The organism is Mesorhizobium sp. J18 (genome assembly GCF_007829525.1).
In the GTDB taxonomy this organism is placed as follows: domain Bacteria; phylum Pseudomonadota; class Alphaproteobacteria; order Rhizobiales; family Rhizobiaceae; genus VLJP01.
This window is the reverse complement of sequence record NZ_VLJP01000045.1, coordinates 26,213-40,313: the sequence shown is the minus strand read 5'-3', so window position 1 is coordinate 40,313 and position 14,101 is coordinate 26,213. Positions and strand designations below refer to the sequence as shown.

At 59.2% G+C, this 14,101-nt stretch carries 13 protein-coding genes; 7 read left to right on the top strand and 6 right to left on the bottom strand.

All coding sequences use genetic code 11. The features are described 5' to 3' along the window. Nucleotides 1–56: 56 nt before the first annotated feature. Nucleotides 57–1,529 (bottom strand): chromosomal replication initiator protein DnaA, encoded by a 1,473-nt coding sequence (gene dnaA, locus L598_RS15435; RefSeq protein WP_246658773.1) that lies wholly within the window; start codon nucleotides 1,527–1,529, stop codon nucleotides 57–59. A gap of 264 nt (nucleotides 1,530–1,793) precedes the next feature. Between dnaA and L598_RS15430 the strand changes: the two genes are divergently transcribed. Next, a complete protein-coding gene (locus L598_RS15430) occupies nucleotides 1,794–2,063 on the top strand; it encodes a hypothetical protein (RefSeq protein ID WP_144863923.1) in 270 nt (89 codons plus the stop codon). Nucleotides 2,064–2,398: 335 nt separating this feature from the next. Here the strand turns inward: L598_RS15430 and rpsT are convergent, their stop codons facing one another. From rpsT to L598_RS15415, 3 genes are all read right to left on the bottom strand, one after another. Further along, a complete protein-coding gene (gene rpsT / locus L598_RS15425; RefSeq protein WP_144863921.1) occupies nucleotides 2,399–2,665 on the bottom strand; it encodes a 30S ribosomal protein S20 in 267 nt (88 codons plus the stop codon). 124 nt (nucleotides 2,666–2,789) lie between these two features. After that, on the bottom strand, nucleotides 2,790–3,563 hold the full coding sequence (locus tag L598_RS15420) for an enoyl-CoA hydratase (RefSeq protein WP_144863920.1): 774 nt from the start codon (nucleotides 3,561–3,563) through the stop codon (nucleotides 2,790–2,792). A 137-nt stretch (nucleotides 3,564–3,700) separates the two neighbouring features. Then, nucleotides 3,701–5,086 carry a glycosyl transferase family protein gene (locus L598_RS15415; RefSeq protein WP_246658784.1) on the bottom strand — a complete coding sequence of 462 codons (1,386 nt, stop codon included), beginning with the start codon at nucleotides 5,084–5,086 and terminating at the stop codon, nucleotides 3,701–3,703. Between the two features lie 329 nt (nucleotides 5,087–5,415). On the opposite strand from L598_RS15415, the gene L598_RS15410 reads away from it, so the two are divergent. The 6 genes from L598_RS15410 to L598_RS15385 all read left to right on the top strand — a co-directional run bounded on the left by L598_RS15410 (nucleotide 5,416) and on the right by L598_RS15385 (nucleotide 11,889). Beyond that, the gene (locus L598_RS15410) at nucleotides 5,416–7,395 is read left to right on the top strand and encodes a TonB-dependent receptor (protein ID WP_246658772.1); all 1,980 of its coding nucleotides are present in this window, start codon (nucleotides 5,416–5,418) and stop codon (nucleotides 7,393–7,395) included. A 16-nt stretch (nucleotides 7,396–7,411) separates the two neighbouring features. Then, nucleotides 7,412–8,179 (top strand): siderophore-interacting protein, encoded by a 768-nt coding sequence (locus tag L598_RS15405; RefSeq protein WP_246658771.1) that lies wholly within the window; start codon nucleotides 7,412–7,414, stop codon nucleotides 8,177–8,179. A gap of 41 nt (nucleotides 8,180–8,220) precedes the next feature. After that, on the top strand, nucleotides 8,221–9,126 hold the full coding sequence (locus L598_RS15400) for a siderophore ABC transporter substrate-binding protein (protein ID WP_246658770.1): 906 nt from the start codon (nucleotides 8,221–8,223) through the stop codon (nucleotides 9,124–9,126). Between the two features lie 84 nt (nucleotides 9,127–9,210). Next, nucleotides 9,211–10,182: an ABC transporter permease gene (locus L598_RS15395; RefSeq protein ID WP_144863910.1), complete on the top strand. Its 972-nt coding sequence runs from the start codon at nucleotides 9,211–9,213 to the stop codon at nucleotides 10,180–10,182. A 22-nt stretch (nucleotides 10,183–10,204) separates the two neighbouring features. Beyond that, nucleotides 10,205–11,140, top strand: coding sequence for an iron chelate uptake ABC transporter family permease subunit (locus L598_RS15390; protein ID WP_144863908.1), 936 nt, complete (start codon nucleotides 10,205–10,207; stop codon nucleotides 11,138–11,140). Then, nucleotides 11,137–11,889: an ABC transporter ATP-binding protein gene (locus L598_RS15385; RefSeq protein WP_144863906.1), complete on the top strand. Its 753-nt coding sequence runs from the start codon at nucleotides 11,137–11,139 to the stop codon at nucleotides 11,887–11,889. Before L598_RS15390 ends, L598_RS15385 begins: the two co-directional genes overlap by 4 nt. A gap of 123 nt (nucleotides 11,890–12,012) precedes the next feature. On the opposite strand, the gene L598_RS15380 is transcribed toward L598_RS15385, so the two are convergent. Both L598_RS15380 and hutC read right to left on the bottom strand, forming a co-directional pair. Beyond that, complete coding sequence (locus L598_RS15380) at nucleotides 12,013–13,110, bottom strand: histidinol-phosphate transaminase (RefSeq protein WP_144863904.1); 1,098 nt, start codon at nucleotides 13,108–13,110, stop codon at nucleotides 12,013–12,015. Between the two features lie 40 nt (nucleotides 13,111–13,150). Continuing rightward, nucleotides 13,151–13,879, bottom strand: a complete 729-nt coding sequence (hutC, locus tag L598_RS15375; RefSeq protein ID WP_246658783.1) for a histidine utilization repressor — start codon at nucleotides 13,877–13,879, stop codon at nucleotides 13,151–13,153. Nucleotides 13,880–14,101: the final 222 nt, after the last annotated feature.

The following is a 14,101-nucleotide window of genomic DNA, read 5'->3' as shown; positions in this document are numbered from 1 at the left end:
CTCCTGGGGAAAACGCCCGGATCTCCGGGCGTTTCGGCGTCCGTTTCCGACGAGAATCAGGCCTGCTCGCTGATCAGTCGCTTCAGAAGCTCGATCTCCTGCGCGAGCTGATTGTCACCGCCCGAAAGTCCTTCGATCTTGCGCACGGCATGCAGCACGGTCGTATGGTCGCGCCCGCCGAAGCGCCTGCCGATCTCCGGCAGGGATCGCGGCGTCATCACCTTGGCGAGATACATGGCGACCTGCCGCGGCTTGACGATCGTGCGCGTGCGCCGATTGGAGAGCAGCTCCGTCTTCGAGACATTGTAATGGCGCGCGACAATGCGCTGAATGTCTTCGATACGCACCCGCTTCGGCTCTCCGGCGCGGCAGATATGACCGAGGATCTCATCGATACGGTCGACGGTGATCTGCGGCTCGAAGGAATGGCGGAAGAGGAGCTGGTTGAAAGCCCCCTCAAGGTCCCGGCCGCTGCCGGTGACGGTGCGGGCGACGTGATTGAGAATTTCATCGGGAATGTCGAGGGAGCTGTCCTCGATCTTGGCCGCGGCGAGGCGCTGGCGCAGGATGGCCACGCGCATCTCGAAATCCGGTGGCGACATTTCCAGCGAGACGCCGCCATTCAGGCGCGATTTGACCCGCGGTTCGAGGGATTCAAGTTCCGATGGCGGACGGTCGGCCGCCACGACGACCTGACGGGCGCTGTCGAGCAGCATGTTGAGAAGGTGGCAGAATTCGTTCTGGATCGACTTGCCCTGCAGGAACTGCATGTCGTCGATGATGAGCAGATCGATGTCGCGCAACTGCTCCTTGAAGGTCAGCGCATTGTTGTCCCGGATGGCGGTGGCGAAGCGCCACATGAAATATTCGGCTGTGAGATAGACGACGCGCGATTGCGGATCGCGCCTCAGCGAGGCAGCCGCGATCGCCTGCAGAAGATGCGTCTTGCCGATGCCGACCGAGGCATGGAGAAAAAGCGGGTTGAAGCGGACTGCGTTCGATGCCGACTCGGCCACGGTACGGGCGGCCGCATAGGCGACCCTGTTGGAAGGGCCCTCGACGAAGGATTCGAAAGTATAGCGGCTGTCGAGCGGAGAGCCGAGAACATGCGAACGCGCCTCCGCTTCCACATTGACGCTGCGCGGCGATGCGGCCGGTTTGTCCGCCCGCGTGGCTGCAATCATGCCTGATCCCAGGGCCGTCTGAGCCGGATTTGATACCTTGCGCAAGGGCGCGGCATCATCCTCGGACCGGAGCCGCATATTGCGGGTCGCCGTACGCACCACGATCTCGACCTTGAGGATTTCAGGATCCTCCTGTCTCCACAATTCGGAGATCAGGCCGAGATAATGGCCATTGATCCAGGAACGGAGAAAAGCCGTGGGAACGGAAATGCGGACGATGCCCTTGGATGCTTCCGCAAGCTTCATGCGACCAAACCAGCTGGAATAGACTTCGGTGCCGAGACGGGCTTTCAATTGCGCCTTCACGCGTTCGAAACTGGCGTTTGCCTCGCTCGCCTCCGTCATCCCCATCCCCTCGGTGATTTGATTATGAAAAGAAAAGCCCCGTATGGCTTCTCTTTCAGCGCCGCTTTGCATTTTTCGCTTCCCTGCCTTTACAATTTGCCTGGCTGTTCATGGCCCGCAATATGAGCCATTCGCCTTTTCCTCGTAGTCAGCCTGCGCCTTATCTGCTTGCATCCCTCCTTTCTGTTCTCGACCACCATTGACGTGTCCTGACAGGTCATCCTAGTGCAGGCCAAAGAAACCACCTTCCGGCCCGGAAGCCGGATGCACCATCATTTCGATCAGCAAGAACGCCCGATCCTGTTATATGCGACAGGGCAAAACTGTAGCGTCCACGGAATCGATCCGCGCCGCAGCGTCTGCCGATTTATGGCTGTCAATCAGGCCGTCAGCCTGCCCTCTCGATGGGCTGACATTACCGAAATCGCTGTGGAAAGGGCAAGGCCGACTCTAACGCTTTTTTTACGAATCAGCCTTGTCCGACTGAACCTCGGCGGTGCCCTTCTGCCGCTGAAAAGCTGTAAATCGTTTTGAATCAAAACCTTTTTCGACTGCCGTTTCGAAGACCGGCGGGCGAAAAAAAATCCCAAAAAAATTGCTTGACAATCAACGTCATCTTTGTCCCGGCCCCCGGTATGAACAACCTGTGGATGACCTCGGATAATCTATTGAATATAAATAGAAAAATTCGCTGAAGGCAGAAATGCCGGAGTCTTTCTGCGGCGCAAATTAAATGAGGAATCGTGCATATGCCGGCAAAGTAAAAAGCCGCCCTCGACACCAGCCGAAGACGTTAGCCATGCAAACTATTGTGCGGCAAATGAAAAACCCGGCACCGTAATGCCGGGCGCAGGACTGGCCGAGGATGCTCAGGCGCTCAGCGACTTGACGCGCTGGGCGAGTCTCGAAACCTTCCGGGAGGCTGTATTCTTGTGCATGACGCCGCGGCTGGCGGCGCGCATCAGCTCCGGCTGTGCGGCCTTGAAAGCTGCTTCCGCACTCGCCTTGTCGCCGGAAGCCAGGGCTTCCTCGACCTTGCGCAGAAAAGTGCGGACCCGCGAGCGGCGGTTCTTGTTGATCGCGGTGCGGCGGGCAATCTTGCGCACCGCCTTTTTGGCCGAAGGCGTGTTGGCCATATTTCCTCTCTATCCTGTATCCGAAGCCCGGACCGCAGTCTGACGGGCGCAAAAACAAAAGGGCAGCCGGACGGCCACCTCAGTCGTGGGGGCTTATAGTGGAGGTTTCCGCTTCCGTCAACGCTCAACGGTTCTTGAAATTGGCTGATCTTTTCTCATTGAAGGCGGCCATGCCTTCCTTCTGGTCGTCGAGCGCAAAGAGGGAATGGAACACGCGCCTTTCGAAGCGCAGGCCCTCGGCAAGCGTCGTCTCATAGGCCCGATTGACCGATTCCTTGGTCATCATGACGGCCGGCAGGGAGAATTCGGCGATTTTTGTCGCGATCTTAAGGGTTTCCTCGATCAGCTCTCCGGTAGGGACCACGCGCGAAACCAAGCCAGAACGCTCGGCTTCGGCAGCGTCCATCATGCGGCCTGTAAGGCACATATCCATCGCCTTGGACTTACCGACGAAACGGGTAAGGCGCTGCGAGCCACCCATGCCGGGCATGACGCCAAGGGTGATCTCCGGCTGGCCGAACTTGGCGTTCTCCGCCGCCACTATGAAATCGCACATCATCGCCAGTTCGCAGCCGCCGCCAAGCGCATAGCCGGCCACCGCGGCAATGATCGGCTTTCTGACGCGCGTGAACTGCTCCCAGCCGCCGAAGAAGTCTTCCATATAGACGTCGATATAGGCCTTGGGCTGCATCTCCTTGATATCGGCGCCGGCCGCGAACGCCTTTTCGGAACCGGTCAGAACCATCGCCCCGATCTTTGGATCCTGGTCGAAAGCCTCGGCTGCGGCCACCACCTCCTTCAGAACGGTGGAGTTCAGCGCGTTGAGCGCTTTCGGCCGATTGAGCGTGATGAGGCCGACGCGGCCGCGGGTCTCCACAAGGATCGTCTCGTAAGCCATGAAATTCCTCTCCTGATAGTGCCGCTGGATGTCTAACAGGTTTCTTCCTTACTTTGTGTGGTTCTTGCAACGGCAAACGCAGGAACCTGGACACGATCGACAAAGGCGGCAATTCCGGCCACTCGGTGGCAAAGGCTTTACGGCCTTTGGCTCCAAAGATTCTTGGCGGATGAATATGCCTTTTCCCACATCATGGCGTCTCCCTCCAGCAGTCCCAAACCTACGGCAGTAGTGGTGGAGACCACTTCGACGGCATGTTCATCCCTCGCAGCCCCTTCCCAAACGGCTTTCCAGAATTCCATTGTATTCAACCCGGTCTTGGCTTGCCGAGGCGGTTGCGGAGCAGATTTGATGATGGTCTCCCGAGGTTCGCCGCGCACAAGCCGGATCAATTCAGTAGTCCGGAACGGGGTAAATTGTGCGACATCACGGCTGTTGGCGATAATCGTAAGATTCTGCCACCCAAGAAGTGCGGCGGCATCCCGCATGATTTCTCGATAAGGCTGCGCCGGTACGCCCAAAAGACTGGATCGCGCTCCAAGCGGGTTAAGCAGATGCACGAGCAAATTGAGCGGCGAGCGCATTTCGAAAAGCGCGTAGAGGCCGACAAGGGCGCGCAACTGCGCCGAAACAGCGCCGATACCCAGGAAGGCGATCCGCTCTTTCTCCAAGCAGGATCGAGCCTCCATGATTGAACCGCATATCGGGATGCCCAGAAACTTCAGCCCTTCACTCAAGTAGCCTTCGTCCCCACCGAAACCGTGCAGCAGGACCTTCCTTCCCGAATTTGCGAGCAGCTTGGCTGAGAACAGAAACCAGGGTGCGCTGCCGCGGCGCGGAGAAAGATAGGCGGGCCAATCGAGGTCAGCACTCCCATCACCAAATGGAAGAGCCCCTGCCTTTCGTTGCGCGGCCCGAGCCAGGCCTGCAAGCTCGGGGGCAACAATGCCGCGATACTGCATGGCAATGAAAAGCGCGCCAATCTGTATCGGGTCTGCTTTACCATCAAGGATTATGGACATGGCCTCATCCGCCTCGTCCATGGTTAGCGGCCGGGATCGTCCGGCCCCGCCGCCAATGGTGGCAATGTGCTTTGCAAGCCGCCGCTGCGGTTCGGCATCCGCCGATATCTCGTTCAGTCTGCGTGCGAGTTGTTCCGGGCTTGGCTCACCTTCCAGCGAGACGGTCCGGCGCATCGCGAGCGGCGGCGCTTTCAGAAGCGGCCTTGACAAAACCTTGCTGGCAGGAGCGGAACCGTCGAGCCCTGGCGTGCCGGTGGACTCGAGCAATGCCTCGGCCTCTGTTGCGAGGGCTCGCAGCCTCAGCCGCAGCTGTTCCGCAAAGGGAGTCGGCACCATCGTCCGGCCTCGGCGCAGAAGGATGGGGTCGCCATAGGTCTCACGGATTTGGGCCAACAGGCGGCTCATGGCGGGCGTGCCCATAGCCAGCCTTTCCGCGGCCTTGCTGACGCTTCCCTCAACAAGCAGCGCGTCAAGGGCAATGAGCAGCCTCAGCCGCCCCATGCGGCCAGCGGAACTTGCGCCACCTTGCCCTTGTTCGTTTGCCGATTCCGCGCGCATTGCGCTCCGATGTTTTGGAGGGTTCGTCCGCGGATCCCGCATGCGGTCCGCCTTGGCGGGAAGTTGCTCCGCTGCGAATTTAGAATTGTTCTCAAAGATCATCGTTGACCGGCTTCCAGGCAAATTTAATAGGAGTTGTGTTCTCATGTTTTAGTCGGACGGGCAACACTATGATCTGCGTCAGCACTTCACGTACGAGAGGAATTTCGCGCTGCAGAGACAGGCGTAACTGGATACTGGGTACGAGCCTCGCCTTCCTTATCCCGTCCCCGATGTGGGCCCAGGAGCAGGCACCCGTTGTAACACAGCTTCAGGAGGTGGTCGTCACTGCTGCGGGATTCGAGCAGAATGTCGCCGATGCCCCCGCGAGCATTACGGTCATCACGCGGGAAGATCTCGAAAAAGGTTCTTTCCGCGATCTGACCGACGCCCTGAAGGAGGCGCAGGGCGTTACGGTGACCGGCCCGGCCAATGAGAAAGACATTCATATCCGCGGCCTGTCTGGAGCCTATACGCTGATCCTTGTGGACGGTAAGCGTCAGAACACCCGGGAATCGCGACCGAACGGCAGTGCCGGTTACGAACAGAGCTTCATTCCGCCCATCACTGCCATAGAGCGGATCGAGATCGTACGTGGCCCGATGTCCTCGCTCTATGGTTCGGAAGCCATGGGTGGCGTGATCAATATAATCACCCGCAAGGTTTCTGACGTATGGTCCGGCAGTGTGACCGTAGAAGGCACTGCGCAGCAGCATTCGCGATACGGCAATTCCGGCCAGTCGTCATTCTATGTCAGCGGCCCGGTCGTTGACGATCTGGTTGGCATTCAGGTCTGGGGTCGCGGGTTCCTGCGTGAAGAGGATTCGTATGTTGGCGGCGTCGAGGAGGCGAAGGAGGGCAATATCGGCGGCCGGTTGACCTTCACGCCCAATGAAGATCACGACATCTATCTCGAAGGCTCTTTAACGCGGATGCGGCGTCTCAGCCATGTCGGCGAAACGGTCGAAGCCGGAGGCAGAGACCCGCTCGATTCATATCGTGACTTCGACCATGGCCGCTGGGCCTTGACTCATGTCGGACGTTGGGGGCCGACAACTTCCGAATTTTCCATTCAGCAGGAGTTCGGGCGAAGAGCCAGCTATTCGTCTGCTGCCGGAGCCGATGACTGGGATAAGACCGATCGCATACCGCGCGTGCGCAACACGGTTCTGGACGGCAAGTTTACGACCCCCTTCGATGCTTTCGGGCAGCATGTCCTGATTACAGGCGGCCAGTACAATAATGGACGGTTGACGGATCATGATGACGATCCGGTCGACCAAACCTATTCCATCGACCAGTGGGCCTTGTTCGCGGAAGATGAGTGGAGCATCACGGACACTTTTGCACTTACCGGCGGCATCCGCCTGGATCACCATGAAATATACGGGTCTCATACGAGTCCACGTCTCTATGGGGTATGGCACGCTACCGACAGCCTGACGGTCAAGGGCGGTGTTTCCACCGGTTTTCTTGCGCCCGAGATAAGATCGATCGCACCGGGCTACTACTATCCGACCCAGCGTGGTGCCGGCGTCATTGTTCCGAACCCTGACCTGGTCCCCGAGGAAAGCGTCAGCTACGAGATAGGCGCCGTATGGGATTCCTACCAGGGCCTGACCCTCGGTGCGACGTTCTTCTACACTGACTTCAAGAACAAGCTGGGCAACGCCAATTCGGATCTCATCATTGATACAAGTACCGGGGCGATCAGAGACCCGGGGCAAGAATGCACCGCCGACATAATTAGCGGGACGGAGAAATGCCTTTGGGAACGCTACAATATCGAAGGCGCAACGATCAAAGGCGTGGAGTTGACCGCTACCTGGGACGCAACGCCGACGCTCTCCTTCCGCGGCAGCTATACCTACACGGATTCGGAACAGACTTCCGGCGAGTTCAAGGGCCTTCCGCTTACCCGCACGCCTGAGCATCAGGCCAGCTTGCGGGCCGATTGGCAGGCAATGGAAAATCTAGACGTATGGGCTCTGGTCACCTATCACGGTTCCCAGATCAACGCATCAACGCGCGGCGGCGTGAGCGAGTATCCAGACTACACGATCTTCGATGTCGGTGCTGCCTATGCCTTCAGCGACAATGTCACACTGAAAGGGGCCGTCTACAACGTGTTCGACAAGCGGGTCGACCCGGATGATTTTGGCACCGAGACGGAAGGCCGGCGCTTCTGGGTTGGTCTTACCACGACTTTCTAGGCCCTGGAGAACAGGATTGGACAATTTGCCTCAAGGCGATCTGCTGCAGGCTGCCCTCCGTCGAGGGCGGCCGAAACTGCCCTCCTATACTGTTGCTGTGGTCGAAAGCTTTGATGCGCCATCGAACATGCGTCGGGTGGTGCTGTCACTGCCCCAAGGCAGCGGTTTCGATTATCTGCCCGGTCAGGCGGTGGTGATGATGATCCCCACCGGTGAGGGGGAGTTTGGACGCCGGGACTACACGATCCGCACCATGGACCGGCAGGCAGGCACAATTTCCGTCGACATACTGAAGCATGGCGAGACGCCGGGGCCGCGATGGGCGCTTTCCGCCCGTCCCGGGGACAGGATCGATATTCGCGGCCCGCGCGGGCGGACGGTTTTCCAGAAGGACGCCGACTGGCATCTCTTTACCGGCGACGAGACCTGCATTCCGGCAATCGCGCATATCGCCGAAACCATGCCATCCGATGCGAAGGCATTCATCTTTCTCGAGGTCGAAGGTTCCGACTACGAAGTGCCCCTGGAGAGTGCCGCTGACCTGGAGGTCCGCTGGCTCCACCGGCGAGGCGAACCTGCAGGGCCGAGTAATCTCATGGCCAGTGCGATCGCGGATTTCAGCCTGCCAGCCGGCCGCGGCCAAGCCTATCTGATCGGAGAAACGAGCAATGTGCGCAGGCAAAGGCACGACCTGATCGCACGGGGTCTCACTCGCGAGCAGATACTGTCGGAAGGTTATTGGCGACCCGGCCGCATTGGCGGCCATGATCATGTGGACGACTGAGACTTAACTATTCGACAAAGGCAAGAACAATGAACAAGCCGATGATTTTTCTGACTGCTTTGGCCCTTGCGGTGGCTGCGGCGGTCATTCCGACGCGAGCGCAGGATCTGACGATCAAGCATGCACAGGGTGAGACCACCGTTTCCGCCAATCCCGAAACCGTGCTGGTGTTCGATCTTGCGTCGTTGGACACACTCGATGCTCTCGGCGTTGAGGTAGACGGCGTGCCGGGCGGGGCAAAGCCCGAATATCTGGCCAAGTACAGTGACGGCGCCACGGCCGAGATTGGCACCCTTTTCGAACCCGATTACGAAGCGGTCAGTACGCTTGAACCGGATCTCATCATCGTCGGCGGCCGCTCTGCGGCCAAATATGCGGAGATTGCCAAGCTCGCGCCAACCATCGATCTGAGCGTCGATCAAACAGACTATCTGAACAGCATGCGCTCCAATGTGGAGACGCTGGCACGCATCTTTGGCAAGGAAACGGAGGCGAAAGAAAAGCTTGCTTCCCTGTCAGCCGATATCGAAAAGCTCAAGGAAGCAGCCAAGGATGCCGGACGCGTGCTGGTTGTATTGACGACCGGCGGACGTATGAGCGCGCATGGTCCGGGCGGGCGCTTTGGCATCATCTACGGCGCCTTTGGCTTTACACCGGCCGCCGAAGGATTGAAGACCGGCACCCACGGACAGGCGATCTCCAACGAGTTCATTCTCGAGAACAATCCGGACTGGCTGTTCGTGCTCGACCGGGATGCGGCAATCGGCCGGGAAGGGCAGTCGGCTCAGCAACTGCTCGACAACGATCTTGTACGACAGACCACCGCGTGGCAGAAGCAGCAGGTCGTCTATCTTAATGCACCGAACTGGTATCTCGTCGGCGGTGGCCTGACGGCGATGCAAATGAATGCTAGGCAGATCGCCGAAGCGCTTTCCGGGAACAACTGATCTTCGCCATCAAAAGGCGTTCGCGGTCGGTGTCCCATCCGGCCGCGAAGCTTTTCTGCCCCTCGCCAGTGTGAGCGAAATTCTGTGAGTCCTTTCTCGCCAGCCAGCCTTGCGGCAGCCAGCTTCTTGCTCCTGGCCCTTGTCCTGACGAGCCTTTTCGTTGGCGTGTCGGACGTTACGGTGGGCGGTCTCGTCCAGGGCGATGCACATGCCCGTGAAATTTTACTGGCCAGCCGGATTCCACGAACGCTCGCACTGGTGCTGGCCGGCATGGGCATGGCGGTGGGGGGGCTCATCATGCAGATGCTGGCGCGCAATCGCTTCGTCGAGCCATCGACGGTGGGCACGGTGGATTCGGCCACGCTCGGCATGCTCGTCATGATGCTTGTCGCGCCGGGTGCGTCAGTGATGGTCAAGATGCTGGTAGCAGCTCTTTTTGCACTCGCGGGCACGGCGCTTTTCCTGCGCATCCTCAGAACGATCCCGCTTCGTTCGACACTCATGGTGCCCCTTGTCGGCATCATGCTTGGCGGAGTGATAGGGGCCGCCACCACATTTCTCGCTTTCCGCTTCGACCTTCTGCAATCCATCGGCGCATGGACGACGGGAGATTTTTCCATCGTGTTGCGCGGCCGCTATGAGCTTTTATGGATCGTGGCAGGCCTGACCGCCCTTGCCTATCTGGCGGCTGACCGCTTCACCGTTGCCGGTCTCGGGCAGGAATTCACCACCAATCTTGGCCTCAATCACCGGCGTGTCCTTTCACTCGGTCTGGCGATCATTGCCCTGGTGAGCGCCGCCGTGGTGGTGACCGTCGGCACCATTCCCTTCCTTGGGCTGATCGTGCCCAATGTCGTCAGCATGATGATGGGAGACAATATCCGCCGCTCTCTTCCCTGGGTGGGACTGATTGGGGCCGGTCTCGTGCTCATATGCGATATCGGCGGTCGCCTCATCATCTACCCATTCGAGATTCCGATCGGCACGATGATGGGAGTGATAGGCGCTGTCTTTTTCCTTTTCCTGCTCCTGCGGAGGAACGCTCGTGTCGCCTGAGGCACGGCGGAAAAGAACACGAATGGCGATGATCGTGCTGGCGCTGCTGGCACTGACCGCCTCAATCGCCTTCATGACGCTCGGCGCGCGCGGGAACTGGAGCTTCATCATCCCCTTCAGAGGTGCCAAGCTGCTGGGGCTTGTGCTTGTCGCTTATTCCATCGCCGTCTCCACGGTGCTGTTTCAGACAATCACGGGAAACCGGATCCTCACGCCCTCTATCATGGGTTTCGACTCCCTTTATATTCTCATCCAGACGGTTCTTGTTTTCTTTGTCGGCGCTTCGCGGATATCGGCCGCCAATCCGCATATTCTTTTCGCGCTCGAGGTCAGTGTGCTCGTCGTCTTTGCCGGATTGCTCTATCGGTGGCTGGTTTCAGGTGCGGTCCGCAGTTTGCACCTCCTGATGCTGGTTGGAATCATCTTCGGCATTCTGTTCCGAAGCACGGCGAGCTTCCTGCAACGGGTCATCGATCCAAGCGAATTCCTTGTCCTGCAGGACAGGCTCTTCGCAAGCTTCAATTCGATCGATAGCACCCTTTTGGGCCTTTCTGTCGTAATGGTGATGGCGGTCAGTCTTGCTGTCATGCGCATGCTGCCGGTATTCGACGTACTCGCGCTGGGGCGCGAAAATGCAATTGTTCTTGGTGTCGAGCATCGGCGCGTCGTCACCCTGGGGCTGGGGATGATCACGCTTCTCGTGGCGGTTTCGACGGCGCTGGTGGGTCCGGTCACCTTCTTCGGGCTACTGGTCGCCAACCTTGCCTATCTGTTATTGCCTGCGTCACGGCACGCGATCCTTCTTCCGGCAGCGGCGCTCATTGCCATTGCTCTTCTTGTCGGCGGGCAGGTGGTCCTGGAGCGCGTCTTCGGCCTCGATGCCGCATTGTCCATGATCATCGAATTCATCGGCGGCATCTTCTTCATTCTGCTCGTGGTCAGGGGAGCGGCCCGATGATTGAGATTGAGAAAGTGACAAAATCCTACGGCGAAACTGTTGTCGTGGACGATATCTCCATCACGCTTCCTTCGGGCGGGGTCACTTCCATCATCGGCCCCAACGGCGCCGGCAAATCGACGCTGCTTTCCATGATCGGCCGATTGCTGTCCCCCGACGCCGGGTCGATTCAGGTCGATGGGCTGGATGTGTCGAAGACGCCGAGCGACGTGCTGGCCAGGAGACTTTCCCTGCTCAGACAGGACAACCACATGGCCGCACGGCTCACCGTGCGTGATCTGGTGACTTTCGGCCGATATCCTTATTCCAAGGGGCGTTACACGGTGGAGGATGAACGGCACGTAGGGGATGCCTTGAGGTTTCTGGGTCTTGAAGCCTGTGCCGACCGCTTCCTGGATGAACTGTCCGGCGGCCAGCGCCAGCGCGCATTCGTGGCGATGGTGATGTGCCAGAATACCGATTACGTGCTGCTCGATGAGCCGCTTAACAATCTGGACATCAAGCACGCCGTCGAAATCATGCGTCTTGTCCGCCGGGCGGCGGACGAGTTCCGCAAGACGGTGATCGTCGTCCTGCATGATATCAACATGGCATCCGCCTATTCCGACCATATCATTGCCATGAAGAACGGCCGCATCGTCGCCCACGGTGCTATGCAGGAGGTCATTCAGCAAGATCTTCTGAGCGAAATCTACGAGACCCAGATCGCCGTCGAGTCGCTGAATGGTCGCAGAATTGCAGTATATTGAAAGGAAACACCTAGATATTTGATCCCAGGCTTTGATGGTGCAGTCTTTTCGCAAGACTGGAAGGATGCGTCATGTCCTTCATCCACCTCGACATGGTGTCCCGGACCAGCGTCCTTGCGGTCATCACATCGTCGCCAATGCAGCGATCAGCTTGAGATTGTCCTCACGGCTCCGTAACGAGACGCGGAGCATGTTGTACCGCTCGAGGCCGCGGAAAGACGTTGCATCCGCGACCACAATTCCCTTGCGGGCAAGCCACTCGGTCGTCTCGGCGGCGTTGCGCTCGCCAAGGTCAAGAAGCAGCATGTTGGCATTGGCTCCACAGATCGAGATGGCGGGCAATGCCGAAAGCCTCTCCCTGAAATAGTCAGTCTCTTCGCGAAACAGTGCCTTGCAAGAGGGTAGAAAGGTCTCATCATCGAGGGCCGCCGTTGCCGCATGCATGGCTGCAACTGCCATGTTGAACGGGGGCCGGCCGACTTCGGCTACCTTCATCAGTCGCGCATCCGCCACCGCGTAGCCGATACGCAGGCCGGCAAGGCCGAAATATTTTGAGAAGGTGCGCATGACGCAAAGATTGGAAAGTGTCGTGCACAAGGGGATCGCCCCTTCCTCGAGCGGGTAGATCAGTGCCTCGTCCACGACAAAGATCGTTTCGGGCCAGGCTCGCGCCAAGCGCTCGATGTCGGCGTTCGTAACGGTCGCTCCCGTCGGGTTGTTCGGCGTACAGATAAAGGCCAGGGCGATCCCGCCAGAGGCCAGAGCCTGCTCTATCCTCGCTACGTCAATCTGCGTTGGCGTTTCGCTTTCAACGCAGACGACGTCGCACCCTCTCAGGCGCGCCTCCAGTTCGTAGCGTGGAAAGGTCGGAAGATGGACGAGAACCTTGTCGCCTTCGCTCACCCACGCCTGAAGCACCAGCTTGATGACATCGTCGAGCCCTGCACCGAAGAAGAAGCAGTTCTCCGCAATCCCGTGCCTGCGGGCAAGTGCCGAACGCAGGATGCCGAAATTCAGGTCGGGATAGACATTGGTGGTGGCCAGCGCCTGCTGCGCGGCCGCGATGGCGCCGGGAGGCGATCCCAAAGGGTTCACATTGAGCGAGAAGTCGATGACATCCGCAACGGCGAGCCCGTACCGCTCCGCGACGAGCTCCGGGGATGTCTCGGCCTCGTAGAGGCGCATGGAGGCCAGGCGCGCGCTTTGCACATTGATAGTCATTGCGTGTATATCCTGCCCCGCATTTCTGTATCCTTGCTGCTCATCTGTGTTCAGGCGTGAAGCGCGCCACCAGCGTGTGGCTGTCGCCGGGATAGGTCAGCCGCACGAAGGTGACCGGGCCGGCATGGCTCCAGGTGCGCCGCTCGACCACGAGGCATGCCGTTCCTCTGGGCTGTTTCAGCAGGCGCGCGATCTCGGCGGAAGCGGTTATCGCCTGAATGCGGTTTTCGGCTGCGCTCCACGGCACCTGGGCGATCAACCAGCCGCCGGGCGCACTCACCGTGAAATCGGTCGCCGTCGCTTCGGGAACGACACCGGCATTGATGCGGCGCTCCTCGACGCAGAACGGCTTGCCTCCGGCGCGATGCACGGCAAGCAGTTCGATCATCGGCGTGGCATCCGCCAGTTCCATCAGCCGTCGGTCTTCCGCATTGGAACGGCGTTCCTTGCGGGAAACGAGGTTGTAGCTATAGGGCAGGCCAAGCGACTTCACCTCGGTCTCGATGTCGTGCAGTTCCAGCACGGCGGACTGCGCACGTGGCTTGGTGACGAAACTGCCGGCCCTGCGGTGGCGCTCGATCAATCCAGCCTTGGCGAGTTGGGTCATGACCTTGTTCACGGTCATGCGCGAGCAGCCGTAATGCTCGGCCAGTTCGACCTCGAAGGGCAGGCGGAAGCCGGGCTGCCATTCGCCGGACATGATGCGCCCCTCGATCTCGACCAGGATCGTCTGATGAAGGGTCGCATCCTTGCCGTTACCGTTTGCCACGTCGCCTTCGCTCTTGATGTGTCCAGCGTTCTCTAGCCCATCGGGGCGAGAACCGGAATCAGATTCGTAACGCACCCCATTTTGCGAGTCCGCCATCATAGGCGCAGAGCGCCTGGTCACAACGGCAACACCCTCTGGGCATCGAATATGTATGTACAAATAATGGTTGCGGCATTCTCTTTTTCGGTCAAAACTCCTGGCACCGCCCGCCCCTAAAAATAC